Consider the following 17,498-nt stretch of genomic DNA (forward strand, 5'->3'; position numbering starts at 1 on the left):
TGACCGAGTTTACGGTTATTGATCTTCTTGTTTTCAAAGCATAGCGCTCTGAAAATGACTGCTACAGTTTAACTGTCTGGTAAATCAATTTTAATTTTAAAGCCAACAGCCAGACGTAAGGCATTGACAATAGCAAGAATATCAATGCACTCTTGAAGTATGGCACCCATTACCGGACCGATAAAGCCAGTTGCTGCAAATCCCATTCCAACGAGACTCAAAAGCATCCCCCCCACAGCACTCTGGGCAGCGATAGTCCTCGTGCTGATACTCAAATGGAGCAGTTCATCCACTTTGCTCAAGGTGTTTTCCATGATAACCGCCCCGGCGGCCTCAGCTGTGACTTGACTATGCTGTCCAAAGGCAATGCCCACGGTGGCAGCGGTTAAAGCCGGTGCATCATTGATACCATCCCCCATGAAGACAGTAGGCGCTTTTTCTCTTTCACGACGCACAATGGCTAATTTCTGTTCAGGACTTTGCGAGGCATAAACCTCGGTGAAAGGAACTAACGCCGCGAGGTAATTAACCTCCGACTCCCGATCCCCGGAAACGAGCATAATTTTTTTAAATTGATGCGCCGGCATCAAATGACTGATAAATGATTTGCTTTCAGGCCGCGGTGCGTCATGAAAATGTAACGTGGCTGCATAGTGATTATCTACCAATATGATGCACTCCAAACCCGGGGAAACAGGAGGCAGTAAAGCTTGACATTCCGGCATCATTTCTACTAATTTTTTTCGGCTTGTGACGTCCACGCGTCGATGATTAACGATGCCAGTCAAACCCTGTCCCGGCTTTTCCGACACGTTTGTCGATTCGATCAACTCAATATGCCGCTCCTGTGTTGCTTTGATGACGGCACTGGCAAGCGGATGCCTGGAATAACGTTCGAGACTCCCAACGTATTGCAATAATTGATCGTCGGTGTAATCGGAGGTGGTATAAACTGCGGTTAACGTTGGTTTTCCGTAGGTCAGTGTACCTGTCTTGTCAAAAATGGCTGTTGTACAGGTTGGTAATTGTTCCAGAACAACAGGATTTTTAATAATGATGGCCTGCTTTGCCGCCCGCGAAATTGCACTGATGATCGTAATGGGAATCGCAATTAATAAGGGGCAGGGCGTTGCAATAACCAGCACCGAAAGAAAACGAATGGCATCCTTTGTAAAATACCAGGTGCCGGCTGCGAACAAGAGTGCCAGCGGTGCAAAGACAGCCCCAATCTGGTCACCTAATCGACGGATGGAGGGACGTTTTTGCTCTGCCTCTTCTAATACTTTTACAATAATTGCATACCTTGAATCCACTGGCCGCTTAGTCGCTTTAATGGTGAGCACGGATTCTCCGTTAATGGCGCCCGATAAAACCGTGGCGCCAGGCGCCTTGGAAATTTGATAAGGTTCACCGGTAAGGTACGACTCATCCATGGCGCCATTGCCTTCAATCACAAGGCCATCAACAGGACAGGTTTCATGCGGATAAATAACCAGTTCATCATCAATCGTTATGCCAACCACTGGAATATCCTCAATTCCCTTCTTCATTTTGCGGTGAGCAAGGGTGGGCATTCGTTTCACGAGTGCCCACAAAACAGATGAGGCTTTATACCGTGCATAGCGCTCTAAGGTCTGACCCGTGGCCAACATTAAAATAATGAACGATGCGGCTAAGTATTGTTGCAGGATAATGCCGGTGATCAATGCAATGGCAGCCAGAGAATCAGCCCCCCAATTTCCCTTGAGCAGTTTCAAAAAAATTTGCAAAAATAACGGTATTCCACCAATGACAATTAACAACAACAAGGGAACAGGAGTGAACCTGGCATTAAAATAACTGAGGGTAAGATGGACACCGATCGCCAAGAGAGAAAGGACGGCAATGACGACTTGCCAGCGAGAGTGTAAAACGCTCGATAATACACCCGTTAAACGTTCTTTCGTCATTCAATCACCGCTGCCTTATCAATGAGGATCACTGCCGATCCAGTGAATCGCCCCTGTCGCAGATCATCCAGGGCCTCATTAACCCGGGTAAGAGGATAGGTATGAATTTCCGTTTTAACCGGTATGGTAGGAGCTAATGATAAAAATTCCTCGCCGTCTTTTCGAGTTAGATTAGCCACTGAACAAAGCGTACGTTCTCCCCAAAGCAGTTCATACGGAAAACCGGGAATATCACTCATGTGAATTCCAGCGCAGACCACAGTGCCACCTTTCCTCGTATGTTGCAATGCTACTGGAACCAGGGCGCCAACCGGTGCAAAAATAATCGCCGCATCCAGAGGGTGTGGCGGCGATTGATTCGCATCCCCTGCCCAGGCAGCGCCTAATTGACAGGCAAATTCCTGGGCCTGGGTATCACCGGGGCTTGTGAAAGCATACACTTTACGTCCTTGTTTACAGGCCACCTGGGTCAGGATGTGTGCCGCTGATCCAAACCCATATAACCCTAAGTGTTTGGGCTCCCTGGTCTTTAATAAGGCGCGATAACCAATAAGTCCCGCACAAAACAAGGGGGCAGCCTGCACATCCGAATAGCCATCCGGTATGGGAAAACAAAATCGATGGTTTGCAACACAATACTCTGCAAAGCCACCATCAATCTGATATCCTGTAAATTTGGCCTCATCGCAGAGATTCTCCTGACCGGTCAAACAAAACTCACAAACACCACAGCTACCGCCTAACCAGGGAACCCCAATGCGCTGACCCACAGCAAACGAGCGAACCTCCTCGCCCATGGCTTCGATAACGCCAACGATTTGATGACCTGGGACTAAGGGGCGTTTGGGATACTTCAATTCGCCATCCACCACATGAAGATCGGTTCTGCATACACCACAGGCGGTGATTTTAATTAGAATTTGGTCCGCATCCGGAGTCGGTTTTTCGATTTGGGTATCGATCAATTTCTGATTATTGTTTTCCATCACCATGGCATGCATTTTCATTACGTCTCCTCGCATAAGCTTGCAGAGTCCAGATAAGAAGGAATCTCACATACCCAGTTAAATCGTTGCTCTATTTGAGATTTTAGTGCTTGAGACGCTTCTTTTTCACCATGGGTGATGAATAGTTTACGAGGCGCTTTTTTTAGTCGGGCTAACCAATTGAGCATTTCGATGGAATCGGCATGAGCAGAGATATTGTCCATCTGTACTACTTCAGCTCGTACTGGAATCATTTGCCCAAACATCTTTATTTCTCTCTCACCGCGAATCATCCTGTCGCCACGCGTTCCACCGACCTGAAAACCGCTGAATAAAATGGTGTTTTTAGGGTCAGGTGCAAAATGGCGTATGTGATGAAGAATGCGACCGCCTGTCGCCATCCCACTCGCTGAAATGACAACAGACGGGAATTGTTGGTGATCTAAAGCAATGGACTCATCGACTGAGTTAATGTAATGAGCCATGGCGCAGACCGCGTTGTTTTGCTCTCTGGTTAATCGATTTTGTTCAGCATAACGAGAAAAAATTTTAGTGGCATGGGTTGCCATTGGACTATCAACAAAGACTGGAATATCAGGAATTTCATTTTTAGATTTTAATTCATAAAGATAATAAAGTAATGACTGCGTTCTTCCAACGGCAAACGAGGGGATAATAATAGAGCCGCCCCGTTTTACAGTACGATTAATAATTTCTTTCAACTGAATCAAGGGGTCCGTCTTGTCATGGATGCGATTGCCATAAGTGGATTCAATCACAAGGAAATCCGACGACAGCGGCTCTTTAGGTGCAAACATCAGCGGATCGACCTGCCGGCCCAGATCGCCTGAAAATAATATGGAGGTATGACCCTGCTCTAAACGAATGAACGATGCGCCTAGAATGTGACCACCATAATAAAAGGTAGCCTGTAGGTTGTCAGCGATTGAAATGCGCTCTTCGAAAGAAATAACCTGAAAATAATTTAAGGCATCCTCCGCTTCCTGCTGGGTGTACAGCGGCAACGCAGGATGATGTTTGGAGTAGCCCTTCCGATTGGCATAACGTGCATCTTCTTCCTGAAGATGACCGCTGTCTGGCAATAAAATACTGCATAAGTCCTTTGTTGCCGCTGTGCACAATATTTTTCCGCGAAAGCCATTTTTTATTAACAAAGGAATATAGCCGCTATGGTCAATATGAGCATGGGTCAATAACACATAATCAATTTTTTGAGGGTTAATCGGAAGAGTGGCCCAATTTCGTAACCTCAACTCCTTATACCCCTGGAAAAGGCCGCAATCAACCAATAGATTGATTTGATTGGTTTGAATAAGGTATTTCGATCCTGTGACTGTTTGTACTGCACCTAAAAATTGAATTTTCATCGAGTCTCTAATAATGAAATGGTTAATGGTCTTAAATGAATCGGTTGATCGAGCCATCCACACGGCAAGTAAAATTTCAAATCAAAGCAATAATTCATCATATAACGCCAGGTGCCGTTGTGCGATAGACAAAGATGAATAACCCTGAGCGGCCTTCAGCGCTTTTGTGCGCAGGTTTTGATACTCCCTGTCGGGGATTTTTAATAGTTCCATCATTCCATCTGCTAATTGTTGGGCCGATTCACTGGTTATAATTTTCCCTACTGCAAAATACTCAGGGCCTCCGCTGCGAGTGACAATCATAGGTAAACCACAGCCCATGGCCTCCAGACAGGAAATGCCAAAACCCTCACTGCGAGAAGGCATCACACCCAGATAAGCAATATGATGAATATCAGCCACCCGTTCAGGAGGCTGATGGCCAACAAAATGCACGTTTTTTAAACTATACGATGCTGGACTCAGGGTTTTAAGAATGGTGTCTATCTCACCTGCCCCCATCACAATCATGTGAATACCCAAACTGGCATCGAGTAATTTATTGGCCTGCAATAAAAGATCAACGCCTTTGGTCAGGGATAGTTTACCCGCAAAGCTGACAATCGGGGCATGGCCAGGAATGCGAATGCCTAATTTTTGAAGAACCTCTTCTCGATTGACTTTTTTGGGTTTAAAAACCGTTGCATCATACCCATTTGCAAGAACCACCACCTTGTCTTCAGGGACGTTATAGAGCTCCAGGACCTCTTGTTTAACAGACTCTGAAATAGCGATTATTTTTTTAGCGCCATTCGCTGCTTCAATTGCTTTTTTTTGAACTTTTGGATCATAGCGGAAACCTAATTGATCGCTGTGATGCGCGGTGACAATGTAATTCAGCCCCAGTTTGTGAATTACCCAACTTGGATACCAAATGTGATGGCACTCAATAATATCGGGTTTAAATGAATTTATCAGCGAGGACAGCTGACGATGCAATTCATGCTGATAGGCAGCAAGCTGCCTGCTGGATAATGCTTTAAACGTTATTGCATCCGGATTTCTTGGATGAGGATCCCCTATCATCAGAGGAAACGTGTGCAGGGTCGATGAACCTGCTTTAATTGGGAAGTTCCAAATGGAATACAGTTCTGGATGACTGTAATAGTCCTCTTTATCTGACGAATCAATGTTTGAATCAGGGAAAAAAATTTTTACGTTATGCCCTAAACTGATAAGCTCTCTCGACAGGCATTGACTTAAAGTAAAACTGCCTGTTCCCCATGGGCCTGTATTAATAAATAATATCTTCATCCAATTTACTCCCTTTTATACCCTTGAACTCCAGTAAGTGGATAGAAGGGGGCTGTATTTGAAAATGATCAATCGGTAAAAAACACGGCACACAAAAACAGAACGAATGAATCAAACCATTCTTTAAAGGAATCCATCAGTCCAACATCCTTTTCGCAGCACTTTAATTTAGGACTAACCGCCAGGACACTCATCCATAGTCCTCTGTTTTTTATAGCATTAGTCTTCGAATCATGCCAATCCGATTTTAAATAGCGAGTTGCATGTGGGCAAAAATCATTCTAACTTATAGGGATGCTCGGAGTGTGATTTGAGGGTAGACTTGACCAACAAGCATAAGCTTTCACTGAAATATTTAGGGATCAACACACATAAAGAACCCATTGTTTATATGCGTGCCGACTGCCTTATCTGTAAATCAGAAGGATTTAATGCTCAAGCCAGAGTCATGGTAACGCTCAATAAGTGTTCCATTATCGCTACCCTTAATATCATTGAAACCGATCTTCTGAAGCCTAATGAAGCAAGCCTGTCGAACTATGCCTGGAAACTGCTGTCAGCTAAACAGGGCGATGAAATCACGGTCGCCCACCCGAAAACACTCGAGTCAATCAATTTTATTCGATCTAAAATTTATGGGAATGAATTAAGCAAGTTGCAAATCGGTTCGATTATCAAGGATGTTGTTTCAGGACACTTGTCCGATATTCACATTGCGATGTTTATTGCTGCAAGCGGCGGAAACCGATTAACCCGGCAAGAAATTCTTCATTTAACCCAGGCAATGGTTGATACCGGTCAGCGAATACACTGGTCAGCTCCGTTGATTGTGGATAAACATTGTGTTGGCGGGTTATCGGGAAATAGAACCACCCCTATAGTAGTCGCTATTGTTGCAGCCTATGGCCTCTTAATTCCTAAAACCTCCTCTCGCGCCATCACATCCCCGGCAGGCACTGCCGATACCATGGAAGTCTTTACCAACGTCACTCACGATATCCAGGCAATGAAAAAAATCATTGAAAAGGAACAAGGCTGCATTACCTGGGGTGGCGCCATAGGCTTAAGTCCAGCCGATGATTTACTCATCCGGCTTGCACGCACGATAAACCTGGATAGCATGGGTCAAATGGTTGCGTCGATTGTCTCAAAAAAAATTGCTGCGGGTTCAACTCATATTGTGATTGATGTCCCTATTGGCACCACGGCTAAAATCAGAACCTTGGAGCAGGCAGAACAGCTTAAGACCTTATTGCATTTTATTGCGGAGCAATTTGATATAAAAATAAAAGTCCTATTTACGGATGGCTCACAACCTGTCGGACGCGGCATAGGCCCCGCGCTTGAAGCACGTGACATCTTATCGGTGCTTCAAAATGACAAACAGGCGCCAGCTGATCTTCGCGAACATGCCCTTGTTTTAGCAGGGCAATTGATTGATTTTTGTCCTAAAAGGAAGGCCTCCAATGGATTTTCCATCGCTCAAAGCATTCTTGAGAGTGGCGAGGCACTGAAAAAATTTAAAGCCATCTGCGAAGCACAGGGTGGTATGAAAGAAATTCCAACCGCACCCTTTGTTTACACCGTGGAATCAAAGTACTCTGGTTTAATTCGAAACATCGATAACCGACATATTGCAACCATCGCTAAATTAGCGGGAGCCCCTAATGCAAAGTCAGCAGGGATTGAGCTTCTGGCGAGATTGAATTCCAATGTGGAGAAATCTCAGGCACTTTTTAAAATACATGCGGAAACGAAAGGACAGCTTCATTATGCATTGAATTTTTTTAATGAAGGGCATGACATTTTTCAAATTGAGGAAAACATATAACAGGGCTCATTTCATCCCGATTGCCTGACCAAACGATTGATAAAATGCCACACCAGTCCGCCGATGAGGAGACCCAGGCCCATCATCCAAAGGCTTAGAGGAATCCAGAATGCCAAAAATAAACAGGCCAGTAATCCGCCTACGGCAAAGACAGGATGATACAGTCGCTCTTCTTTCGGTAAGCGTAAAGCGGCAAGATTAGTAATGGAATAATAAATTAATACGGTCAAGGCGCTGAATGCCCATGTTGTTTCAACGCTACCCACGAAAACAAGGCCAGTTACCAGCATGCCCACCCCTATCACCGAGGCCCTTGGAACACCTGCAGCAGATAGGCGGGCAAAAACAACCGGCAAATCCCCTTGTCTCCCCATGGCCAAAGCGACACGCGAGAGGCCAAGAATGAGATTGAGTAAAACACCCAACATGGAGGTGCATGCGCCAAGGGCAATGAGCGTTCCAAGTCCGGGTATTTCCATTGTACGCGCAACCCGTTCGAGCGGTGTTGCACTGCCATGAGTCCATTGGGCAAGATGGTCTGCTCCCACCGTTCCCACAGCGACCAAACTGACCGCAGTGTAAAGTAGGGCACTGACCACGAGCGTGGCGATAATGGCGCGTGGGATGATCGTTTTCGGATTCTTAACCTCCTCGCCCAGTGTCGCCACACGGCCGTAACCCGTATACGCTACGAACATCAATGCCGTGGCATAAAAGAATTCACTCAATCCCTTTTCTGAAGGAAAAAAGGGCTGCAGATTATTAAGGCCAATGTCAGACAGGGTTGATAATCCAACGATGACGAAGAGTAGAAGCACGATGAATGTAACTGAAACAATCAGGCTGTTTGTCCAATGGGTTTGTTTAAGGCCGCCTAAGACCAGAATAGTGAGTAAAATAGATGTTATTGCGGCGATAGGAATAAGCGGAATAGAATCCACATGAAGCAAGTGCATTAAATAACCCGCAAAGCCCAGTGCCGCAGTGGCCGCTGAAGCAGTCTTTGCGCATAAAAACATCCATCCTGCTGTAAAACCAAGGCAGGGATGCAGATAGCGGTAGCCGTATTCATACGTCCCCCCACTCACCGGATGACTCGCTGCCAACTGCGCGCTGGAAAACGCATTACAGACCGCAACAAGTGCAGCCAGGACGATAGCCAGGATGACAGACGGCCCCGCTCTCCCTGCCGCAACCCCCACACTGACAAAAATACCAGTGCCTATAATGGAGCCTAAACCCATCATGGTTGCACCGAAGAGGCCTAATTCACGCCGGAGTCCCTGTTTTTGCGAGTCTGTTTTCATCTTCCGTTTCTTCCCTACCCCGTTCACAAGAAGCGGCGTTGTGATGAAGAGGATGATTAAATAGTCACTTTGCGCCAGCGGGAGAACCACGTCAAGAGGTATTGGAAGCCTGTTATTCACCCGAGCCCGTCGTTAGTTAACGCCAGGGTTGACGCGCATCCGTGATTTGCGTAATCCCATTCAGACACTATGATTTAATAAAGGCATGATAAAAACAAAAGGGCCTGCCTGTCACTGGCACGGTAAGCGTTAGGTTAGCCTGATTATTACCCTGAATGATGGAGAACTCATGGATGATTTAGGCAAGGTAGCCTACTTTGGTAATACCGCAGGGTGGGCTCTTGCATTAAAAGCCTTTTTACCTCCTGCCTTTTTATCACTGGCATGCATTATTGTTGGGCATTATGCAGGCTTCCTTGCATTCCATACCTTAGCCGAACTCATTGCGATTATCATCAGTCTTATTGCAATGACGGTAGCAGTCACCTCGACGCGCTTTACCAAAAATCAATTTGTGGTGGTTATTTCACTGACAGGCGGTTGGTGCGCCTGTCTTGATATAGCGCACCTTTTAGTTTATCAGGGCATGTCGCTTATACCCTCTACAGGGGGAAATGAGAGCACACAACTTTGGATTTCGGCTCGTTTTATACAGGCCTTGTCATTTGTAGCTGCTACTTATTTTTTTCGTCACCTCATTCGTGTCTGGATCTTTAATTTAACCCTTTTTATTTTGATATCCTTGGTTTTTAGTGCTGTTTTTTCAGGGTATTTTCCTCAGACTTTCATTGATGGCTATGGGGTAACACCGTTTAAAACTTACAGTGAATGGGTCATTATTCTGGTGTTGTGTGTCGGCTGGCGGTTACTTTGGAAAAACAGGAATTTGTTGACAAAAACCACTCTGTTTTATCTGTCCATGAGTATCGTGACGATGATCATCACCGAGATCGCGCTTTCTCAATACACAAGTTTGTTTGGTATCGAAAACAGCATCGGTCATACCTCAAGGATTTTTACCTATTGGTTTATCTATGTCGCTTTAGTCATTCAAACACTAACCAACCCGTTCAGCTTGCTGGCCCAGGCGGCCAATACCTATGATCATATTCCCGATGCCACCTTGATTGTTCAGCCGGATGGCAATATTTGTCAGGCGAATCACGCGGCCGGTTTAATGAAAGCAATGCCCGCTGAAACATTAGTCGGCAAGGCATCCCATGCCCTGTTTCATCACAAAGGAATACCACAAGCCCACTGCCCGGTCTGCTCACAATTACCCCATACTCAAAACCCCTTTGCTACGGCAATTGAGACGAGTGAGGGCTTTTGGGTGGAATGCAGTTTATCGCCCATTCATTCCGAGTTTTTTCCGGATGCCTGGGTACAGGTGATACGAGACATTACGCCGCGTAAACAGCTGGAACTGAAACAAAGTCACCTAACGCAGGCGCTTGGGGAGCGTATTAAAGAACTCCAATGCCTCTACCGCATCTCAGAGTACAGCGGGCGTCAGGCGCTTAATATTGAGGAATTTTTTGCCGAAACCGCACGGCAGTTGCCTTTAGCCTTTCAGTTTCCGGAACTGATGGTTGCCAACATCGAGTCAATCTGGGGTAGATTCAGCTCCAATCAGGACAAGGTGTTCGTCTCAGAACCCCTCATTAAAGCATTTCAAATCGACTCAAAATCCAGCGTGCGTATCGAAGTGGGTTATCACCACCTCCCCTCTCCTTCACCCGACGCCCTGTTTTTACCCGAAGAAGCGGCATTGCTTGATTCTGTCGCAACCATAATCGCAAACACCGTGGAACGGGTACTCTATATCCAACAAATCTCCATGTCACGCGCCAGTGAAAAGAACTTTCAAGCCTTTATTGAAAAAGCAGGCATTGGTGTGTATGTGCGGAATAAAGAAAAGTTTCTTTATGTCAACCCCCGATTTTGTGAAATAGTAGGCCAAAGTAAAGAGTCGCTGTTAAACACCGGCCTCCCGGATTTGGTTAAAGATCAACCCGCAAGAGCGTTAATTCTCAAACATTGGGCATTACTTGATCAGGGACAGACCAATCTCACCTATACCTTGCCTTACCTGAGACAAGATGGCGTTACCGTCACACTCCGGGTTGATGTGACTACTATCTCCTGGCTGGGTAATTTTCAATATCTATCACTGGTTCAGGATATTTCAGAAATCCAACTCGCGCGTAAGAAAATAGAGGACTATGTCGCTCAGTTAGAGAGGGCCATCAAAGGGACATTCAGGGCGGTATCCAATATGGTTGAATTCCGCGACCCCTACACCGCCGGTCACGAGTATCGCGTGGGATTAATTGCCAAAGCCATTGGCCAGGAATTGGGTTGGCCGCCAGCGCGTTGCTCTTCCCTGGAATTAATGGGATTAGTCCATGATATCGGCAAGATTGCCATACCGGCTGAAATTCTGGTGAAGCCCAGCAAATTAACCCTCATTGAGATGGAGTTAATAAAAAGCCATTCTAAATCAGGATATGACATCCTGAAGGATGTTCACCTCGATGCCCCCGTGGCTGAGGTTATTTTACAACATCACGAGCGATTGGATGGCAGCGGTTATCCCCGCGGTCTAAAGGGGGATGACATCCTGCCGGAAACGCGAGTGATTTCCGTTGCCGATGTCCTTGAAGCCATGTCCTCTCACCGGCCCTACAGACCGGCTTTAGGTATTGAAGCCGCGGCAGCGGAAATTCAACGCGGCAGGGGGCTGCAATACGATGCCGATGTGGTGGATGCTGCTTTAAAATTAATCCATGACAACAGGCTGCCCCTGCATGAAACGCAGCCAACATCTCCCGACTGAAAATCAAAACGTTTAATCCATTGGTGCAGCACGGATTAAACTCAAACCAACGATTTCGCCAGGGCAATGTCTCTGGGATCTCCTTCATAACCCTCAGGATCATCAAACGGCCTATCGGTATAGCCGTGTTTTAGATAAAACCTGTGCGCCTGCGGTGACGATTCGAGATGTAGACTCTGATACCCCTGATGTTTAAGCCATTTTTCGCATAAAGCCAATAATTGACTTCCACACTGGCGATTTCGTTTTGCCTCATCGATAACAATAATCCGCAGGGCCGCACGCGCTTCTGGCCATAACTGCAAATGGGCATAGCCAATGATGTCACTTCCTTCAAGCAGCACAAAATGCACATGCCCTGGATGGTCAAAAGTCCAGGTATAGGGATCAACAAGACCGGCTTTGCCGAAAAAATAAAATTGCCTGAAATGACGCACAGCCTGCCATTCTCGCGGCGTCAGGGCTTTGACCATTCTTAACCCATTAAAACCGGCTTTTTCATCAATGGCGGCAATAAAGCGCTCTTTACCCAGACAATACGCCATGATGTCATCGGGGTACTGGCGCGCCAGGTCTTGTTTTAATCGGGCATAAGCGTCTCTGTCTTCAGCATGGGACCTCAGCCAATCCCTGAATTTTAAATGGTGTTCAATGTCCACATGCCCTGATTCAAAGGCATGGATATGGTGCGTGCGTTGACTGCCCCCTTTGTGGAAATAACGGCGAAAAGGAATGCCGTATTCGCCATTGGCCTCATAACCCAGCGCCTGCATCCTCGCATTCGCACCATCGACCTCGCGAATATCCGCCACGACGGGAATCATATCAATCACGGGTTTGGCGGCTAAACCAGGCACCGAGGTGGAGCCGATATGATGCACCTCAAGGCAATTTTCACCCAAAGCCTTTTTAATCTGCTCAGCTTCAAGTAAAAATTGCTGAGGCCAATTCGCATCATAAGGAACGACTTTAACGACTTGATAATCGGATTGTACTGGCATTATTGATTCCCCTTTTCTTCGTTTTGTTCCGGCAGAAAGCCGCCCACCTGCGCATCCCACAGGGTTTTATACAGGCCGCCGCGACGCAGTAATTCGGCATGCGTGCCGTCTTCGACTACATGCCCCTTATCAAAGACTAAAATACGATCCATGTGCAGCAGCGTGGATAAGCGGTGCGCAATCACCAGGGTGGTTTTTCCCTGCATTAACTCCCAAAGGCTCTGCTGAATCGTGGATTCGGTAATGGAGTCCAACTGCGAGGTGGCTTCATCCAGGATTAAAATGGGCGCATTTTTTAAAATCGCCCGGGCAATGGCAATGCGCTGCCGCTGTCCACCGGAAAGCTTAACGCCACGCTCTCCAACCAGGGCGTCATAGCGCTCTGGTAACAGCTGAATGAATTCGTGTGCGTGGGCTTTTTTAGAGGCGGAAATCACGTCATCCCTGTGAGCTTCCAGGCGTCCATAACGGATGTTATCCATTAAGCTGCGATGAAAAAGGCTGGGATCCTGCGGGATCATGGCAATGGCCTGGCGCAAACTGTCTTGGCTGACCTGAGCAATGTCCTGACCATCGATTAAAATACGGCCATCGACGATGTCGTAGAGTCTCAAAATCAGGTTCACAAAAGTCGATTTGCCACTCCCGGAATACCCGACCAAACCCACTTTTTGGCCTGCTTCAATGGTTACTGACTTATTTTGAAAAAGAGAATACCCGCCGCGATAATGAAATTTAACGTTGGCGAATTCAATTCGCCCTTGCGTGACAATCAAAGGTGATGCCGGGTTTGTATCCCTGATGTCATGAGGAATGGCTAACGCATTCAGGCTTTGCCTGGCTTTACCCAAAGCCTGATTAAACTCATCCACCTGGTACATGGTGTACCACATCATGTGCCCTAACTCCATGGAAATGCCGAGAATCAAAGCAAAATCACCAATACTGACCAAACCCTGGCCATACAAATGAATTAAAGTAACGGCTGCCAGCCCCATCATCACAGCAATCATTCCCCCTTGCGTACAACAAAGCAGGACAATAAACAATTCTTTTCTCTGGAATGCCTGCAGGACCCGGGTAAAAAACGCGTCCATGCGTTTTATTTCGTAGGGCGTTTGTGAAAAAAGACGGATGTTGAATTGGTTAGCCAACCCATCCACCAATTGACCGGAAAGCTGTGATTCCGCACTGGCCTGATCATCCGATAAATGAACCAACCGGGCGGAGAGACTGATACTGACGACGGCAAAGGCGATGAACCACAGTAACAAAATATAAAAAAACAGGACATTCACTGCGTAAGCAGTAATAAAGGAAATAACCAGCAGGGAGGCGCCGCGAAGAAAATCCACCGACACCCGATGGAGAATGATTTCAATATTATCCGCAAGGGTGGTGATCTGATCGGCAATACGTCCCGACAGATTATCCTGAAAAAACTGGGTGCTGGCGCCAAGCACATAGGCATAGGTCTGGCTGATGAGTTCGTTTTTAATACGCGCCTGATACTTGTAATTTAAAAACCCGATGGTTCGCCAGGTGACATTATCAAAAACAATGAAATTCACCACCAGCAAAGCCGCTACCCAATACAACGTAGGGCGATCAATGGTGTTCGTGGCAGCCAGCGTGTTGATAAATGACTTGACCAACAGGCTGTTGAATGGCCCCCAGAATCCAGCCAATAAAGCAAGCAGGACAAACAAAGCCACGATCGGGCGATACGGTTTTAAGAAGTGCCCTATGAATGAGGCCAACTGACGGGGTATGACAGGGTTTGGAGATGAAGCAGAGTTATGGTTCATGATTTACTCTTAAGTGTGTCGATTAGGACAATTAAAAAAAAACCAAAGCCGAAACGACTTTGTTTGTTTTTTTGCCCTGGCGAGGGCTTACTTAAGATGTAATTTTCATGACTGCGTTAAACCGGATTCAGGTAATAAAATTAATAACGGGTAATGGTAAGTTAAAACCAATTGTGTTGTCAATTTTTAATACCCATCCACCGATAGGCCCTCAACACGTCTTATTTTCAGGGGCAGCACCATGTCGCCCTTTCCATTGACTTGACTAAATAGCCATCCAATCTCAAAGGGCCGCTCCGCCGGTTCATGCCTTGTATACCGCCAGCACTTCAAGTAAGTTAGTCAGAACACGTTCTGCTGAGAAAACCATGACTGACTCCATGCACCTTGTCTGCCCCCACTGTCAGACCATCAATCGTTTACCCACAAACCGTCTGACGGCACACCCCAAATGTGGGAAATGCGATAAACCGATTTTCGATGCAAAACCGGCGTCTCTGGATCAAATGGCCTTCGAGCGTCATCTCAAACGCAGCGATATTCCCCTGTTGGTTGATTTCTGGGCGCAATGGTGCGGCCCCTGCAAAATGATGGCCCCCTACTTCGAGTCAGCCGCGGGTCTCCTTGAACCGAACGTGCGTTTGGTAAAAATCAATACTGAGACCCAACCCGCTCTGGCTGCGCGCTACTCAATCCAAAGCATTCCTACCCTGATGCTTTTCAATCATGGCCAGGAAATTGCCCGGAGTGCCGGGGTGATGGGAGCGCAGGATATTGTTCGCTGGGTAAACCAATACCTCCCCTTACGCCATTGACCCTTAATGAAATTTCGGCTAGATTCCCCACCTCCTGATGGGGAAGGTGCGGTGTGAAACGAATCATCCTTGATATTACCAGTTTATCCAATCTCTTGCGCAAAAGGCGATTGCCTCATGGCGTGCCCCGCGTTGCCCTGGCTTATTTAAAGCATTACTTCGATGACATGCACATCCTCTTCAGAGTTCGCGGCAGGAGTATTATTTTATCCAGACACCATTCAGAAAAAGTAGCCCGGTTGTTGCTGGCCTGGGAATTGGGATCGTTTTTAAAATTAATTCGCCTCCTCGTGCGCGGGGCGCTTTCCCCTTCAGGGCTTGATCCAAAATGCCATTATTTTGTTATTAAACTCGATTACAAAGGGTTTAAATACCCGCGCTATCTGGCCACCATCACCCGGAATCATTTCAACATGCTTGCGGTGCTTCATGATTTAATCCCTCTGCTTAACCCGGAATTCTGCACACCGGCAAGTACCCTGCAATTTAAAAACCATCTGTCTCGCATGCTGGAGCATGCGCAGGGGATAGTGACCATTTCCGATGCCACATATCACCAGTTGCACCGTCACGTCCAGAAAGAAGGCGCTTTGTGCCCACCAGTAGTCAGTGCTCCCTTAGCCCCGGGTCTTGCGAATGCCCTGTCACCGGGTGAGCCTCTCGTTACCAGCCCTTATTTCATCATCTTAAGTACCATCGGACCGCGTAAAAATCATTTATTACTGCTGCGTGTCTTCCAGCGATTGCTTGAACGGCATGGCCGCCATACCCCCAAACTTGTCATTATCGGCAAACGCAGTGCCCCATGCCCCTCCACCCTGGCGTTGCTGGATAAGAAGGGGCCCTTAAAGGACGTTATTCTGGAGGCGCAGGCCAGCGATGCCGAACTGGCCAATTATCTCCATTACGCCAGGGCTTTGCTATTCCCAACCTTTGCCGAAGGCTACGGGTTACCGCTGGTTGAAGCCTTCAGTTTCGGGGTACCGGTGATTGCGAGCGATTTGCCGGTTTTTCGCGACATCGCGGGCAATATACCCGATTACCTCGATCCACTGGATGGCCTGGGATGGATGCAGGCCATAGAAGACTACACGCCGGAACACAGCGCCCGACGTCAGGCCCAACTTGAACGGCTGGCTTCTTTCCGTGTGCCAGCATGGCAGGATCATTTCACCAAAGTGGACTCCTTCATGGATGAATTATTAGCAAAACGCAAGCAGGAGTCTGCCGGAAAAACGGCCTTGATTGATTAGTTTTTGACCAATACTCAAAAATAAAATATACTTTGAATGCAGCGATTCAGCCTGCGCTAAACCATCGCTCGATGGTTTTCTGTTTATCCGCGTGCCGGTCTGTGTTTACGACACTCTTTTTTCATTTTTAAAAGGAACTTAAAAATGCCTAATACTATCAAATCCGATCCGAAAGGAACATTAGGAGTGGCTTATGGGATGGTGGGGAATACTCTGGTTATTTCCGCTTCCCATAGCCGGCGTGAACTGATGCCATTACAGTTCATTAAGCCGAATGGCGAATGGACCAAACTGCAAAGCGCCAACATGGACACGTTACCCTTCACCACAGCCATCAATACCTTTGTCAATCGTAAGGACGGTATTCAAGATGTCTTATTCACGGGTGATGTGAATCTTGGGTATTCAAATACAACGGTGGTTTCGCCCCTGGTTGATGAGTTGTTAAAGGGCTTTGCAACAACCACTATCCCGGTGACAAAAGTGCTCTATTCTGGAGAGCCCCACATTGTGCGGGATTGCAATATGCAAATTAAAAAAAAGCCTGACCTTGTTGCCCATGCCGATACGACTTATGTGGTGGACATGGCTGCCCTTGCAGTCGCTAATCTGGTGAATGGCCGCCCTGTCAATGAAACCCCGGTTTATGGCACTGGGCCTTCGCATAGTCAGCCTGCGAGCACGATGGCAAAAGAAAACACCACCGAGGAACAGGACATATGGACCAGAACCGTAGCGACAGAAGAAGACGAGGATACAAACGCCCGGGATGATTTCCATCATAAAACGCATCCCCAGCAACTGACCCAGGCCGGGTTAACCCACAATCAGACTTTAAAACAAAAATTGGGCGATGAGCTGGGGAAAAATGCACCGGACAACAGCAACTCACGCCACTACAATCCTTCCTGAGGTTCATTTGATGAGGGGAGATTGGATATCTCTCCTCACACGCCGTTTAGGCCTTGGTAAAAAAAGAATTTAGTCAGCTGGTCGTTTTTTGCTATAGTCTCTGCCTGTTTTTCTAT

12 protein-coding genes are annotated in these 17,498 nt (G+C 46.9%); 5 read left to right on the top strand and 7 right to left on the bottom strand.

Annotation, left to right across the window (positions count from 1 at the left end):
• Nucleotides 1–68 precede the first annotated feature (68 nt).
• The 4 genes from DYE45_RS12135 to DYE45_RS12150 all read right to left on the bottom strand — a co-directional run bounded on the left by DYE45_RS12135 (nt 69) and on the right by DYE45_RS12150 (nt 5,616).
• A complete protein-coding gene (locus tag DYE45_RS12135) occupies nt 69–1,949 on the bottom strand; it encodes a heavy metal translocating P-type ATPase (RefSeq protein ID WP_108294169.1) in 1,881 nt (626 codons plus the stop codon).
• Nucleotides 1,946–2,950, bottom strand: a complete 1,005-nt coding sequence (locus tag DYE45_RS12140; RefSeq protein WP_115301080.1) for a zinc-dependent alcohol dehydrogenase family protein — start codon at nt 2,948–2,950, stop codon at nt 1,946–1,948. Before DYE45_RS12140 ends, DYE45_RS12135 begins: the two co-directional genes overlap by 4 nt.
• A gap of 5 nt (nt 2,951–2,955) precedes the next feature.
• Nucleotides 2,956–4,323, bottom strand: coding sequence for an MBL fold metallo-hydrolase RNA specificity domain-containing protein (locus DYE45_RS12145; protein ID WP_108294171.1), 1,368 nt, complete (start codon nt 4,321–4,323; stop codon nt 2,956–2,958).
• Nucleotides 4,324–4,404: 81 nt separating this feature from the next.
• Nucleotides 4,405–5,616, bottom strand: coding sequence for a glycosyltransferase family 4 protein (locus DYE45_RS12150; RefSeq protein ID WP_115300960.1), 1,212 nt, complete (start codon nt 5,614–5,616; stop codon nt 4,405–4,407).
• A 322-nt stretch (nt 5,617–5,938) separates the two neighbouring features.
• Here DYE45_RS12150 and DYE45_RS12155 point away from each other — a divergent pair, with 322 nt between their 5' ends.
• Nucleotides 5,939–7,447, top strand: coding sequence for a thymidine phosphorylase family protein (locus DYE45_RS12155; protein WP_115300961.1), 1,509 nt, complete (start codon nt 5,939–5,941; stop codon nt 7,445–7,447).
• Nucleotides 7,448–7,458: 11 nt separating this feature from the next.
• Here the strand turns inward: DYE45_RS12155 and DYE45_RS12160 are convergent, their stop codons facing one another.
• Nucleotides 7,459–8,754 carry an APC family permease gene (locus DYE45_RS12160; RefSeq protein ID WP_108294177.1) on the bottom strand — a complete coding sequence of 432 codons (1,296 nt, stop codon included), beginning with the start codon at nt 8,752–8,754 and terminating at the stop codon, nt 7,459–7,461.
• 289 nt (nt 8,755–9,043) lie between these two features.
• Here DYE45_RS12160 and DYE45_RS12165 point away from each other — a divergent pair, with 289 nt between their 5' ends.
• The gene (locus DYE45_RS12165) at nt 9,044–11,593 is read left to right on the top strand and encodes an MASE3 domain-containing protein (protein WP_108294179.1); all 2,550 of its coding nucleotides are present in this window, start codon (nt 9,044–9,046) and stop codon (nt 11,591–11,593) included.
• Nucleotides 11,594–11,634: 41 nt separating this feature from the next.
• Here DYE45_RS12165 and DYE45_RS12170 read toward each other — a convergent pair whose 3' ends face one another.
• Together DYE45_RS12170 and DYE45_RS12175 are read right to left on the bottom strand one after the other, a co-directional pair.
• Nucleotides 11,635–12,594: a bifunctional GrpB family protein/GNAT family N-acetyltransferase gene (locus tag DYE45_RS12170; RefSeq protein ID WP_108294181.1), complete on the bottom strand. Its 960-nt coding sequence runs from the start codon at nt 12,592–12,594 to the stop codon at nt 11,635–11,637.
• Complete coding sequence (locus DYE45_RS12175) at nt 12,594–14,402, bottom strand: ABC transporter ATP-binding protein (protein ID WP_108294183.1); 1,809 nt, start codon at nt 14,400–14,402, stop codon at nt 12,594–12,596. The genes DYE45_RS12170 and DYE45_RS12175 overlap by 1 nt, the downstream gene beginning before the upstream one ends.
• A gap of 368 nt (nt 14,403–14,770) precedes the next feature.
• Here DYE45_RS12175 and trxC point away from each other — a divergent pair, with 368 nt between their 5' ends.
• From trxC to DYE45_RS12190, 3 genes are all read left to right on the top strand, one after another.
• Nucleotides 14,771–15,217 carry a thioredoxin TrxC gene (trxC, locus tag DYE45_RS12180; protein ID WP_115300962.1) on the top strand — a complete coding sequence of 149 codons (447 nt, stop codon included), beginning with the start codon at nt 14,771–14,773 and terminating at the stop codon, nt 15,215–15,217.
• A gap of 53 nt (nt 15,218–15,270) precedes the next feature.
• Nucleotides 15,271–16,470, top strand: coding sequence for a glycosyltransferase family 4 protein (locus DYE45_RS12185; RefSeq protein ID WP_108294187.1), 1,200 nt, complete (start codon nt 15,271–15,273; stop codon nt 16,468–16,470).
• 144 nt (nt 16,471–16,614) lie between these two features.
• On the top strand, nt 16,615–17,382 hold the full coding sequence (locus tag DYE45_RS12190) for a hypothetical protein (protein ID WP_115300963.1): 768 nt from the start codon (nt 16,615–16,617) through the stop codon (nt 17,380–17,382).
• The last annotated feature ends 116 nt before the right edge of the window (nt 17,383–17,498 follow it).

The organism is Legionella taurinensis, from assembly GCF_900452865.1.
Classification (GTDB): domain Bacteria; phylum Pseudomonadota; class Gammaproteobacteria; order Legionellales; family Legionellaceae; genus Legionella_C; species Legionella_C taurinensis.

Coding starts and splice junctions, on each gene's coding strand:
- DYE45_RS12135 (WP_108294169.1), bottom strand. CDS start 1,949: ATGACGAAAGAACGTTTAACGGGTGTATTATCGAGCGTTTTACACTCT.
- DYE45_RS12140 (WP_115301080.1), bottom strand. CDS start 2,950: ATGCATGCCATGGTGATGGAAAACAATAATCAGAAATTGATCGATACC.
- DYE45_RS12145 (WP_108294171.1), bottom strand. CDS start 4,323: ATGAAAATTCAATTTTTAGGTGCAGTACAAACAGTCACAGGATCGAAA.
- DYE45_RS12150 (WP_115300960.1), bottom strand. CDS start 5,616: ATGAAGATATTATTTATTAATACAGGCCCATGGGGAACAGGCAGTTTT.
- DYE45_RS12160 (WP_108294177.1), bottom strand. CDS start 8,754: ATGAAAACAGACTCGCAAAAACAGGGACTCCGGCGTGAATTAGGCCTC.
- DYE45_RS12165 (WP_108294179.1), top strand. CDS start 9,044: ATGGATGATTTAGGCAAGGTAGCCTACTTTGGTAATACCGCAGGGTGG.
- DYE45_RS12170 (WP_108294181.1), bottom strand. CDS start 12,594: ATGCCAGTACAATCCGATTATCAAGTCGTTAAAGTCGTTCCTTATGAT.
- DYE45_RS12175 (WP_108294183.1), bottom strand. CDS start 14,402: ATGAACCATAACTCTGCTTCATCTCCAAACCCTGTCATACCCCGTCAG.
- trxC (WP_115300962.1), top strand. CDS start 14,771: ATGACTGACTCCATGCACCTTGTCTGCCCCCACTGTCAGACCATCAAT.
- DYE45_RS12190 (WP_115300963.1), top strand. CDS start 16,615: ATGCCTAATACTATCAAATCCGATCCGAAAGGAACATTAGGAGTGGCT.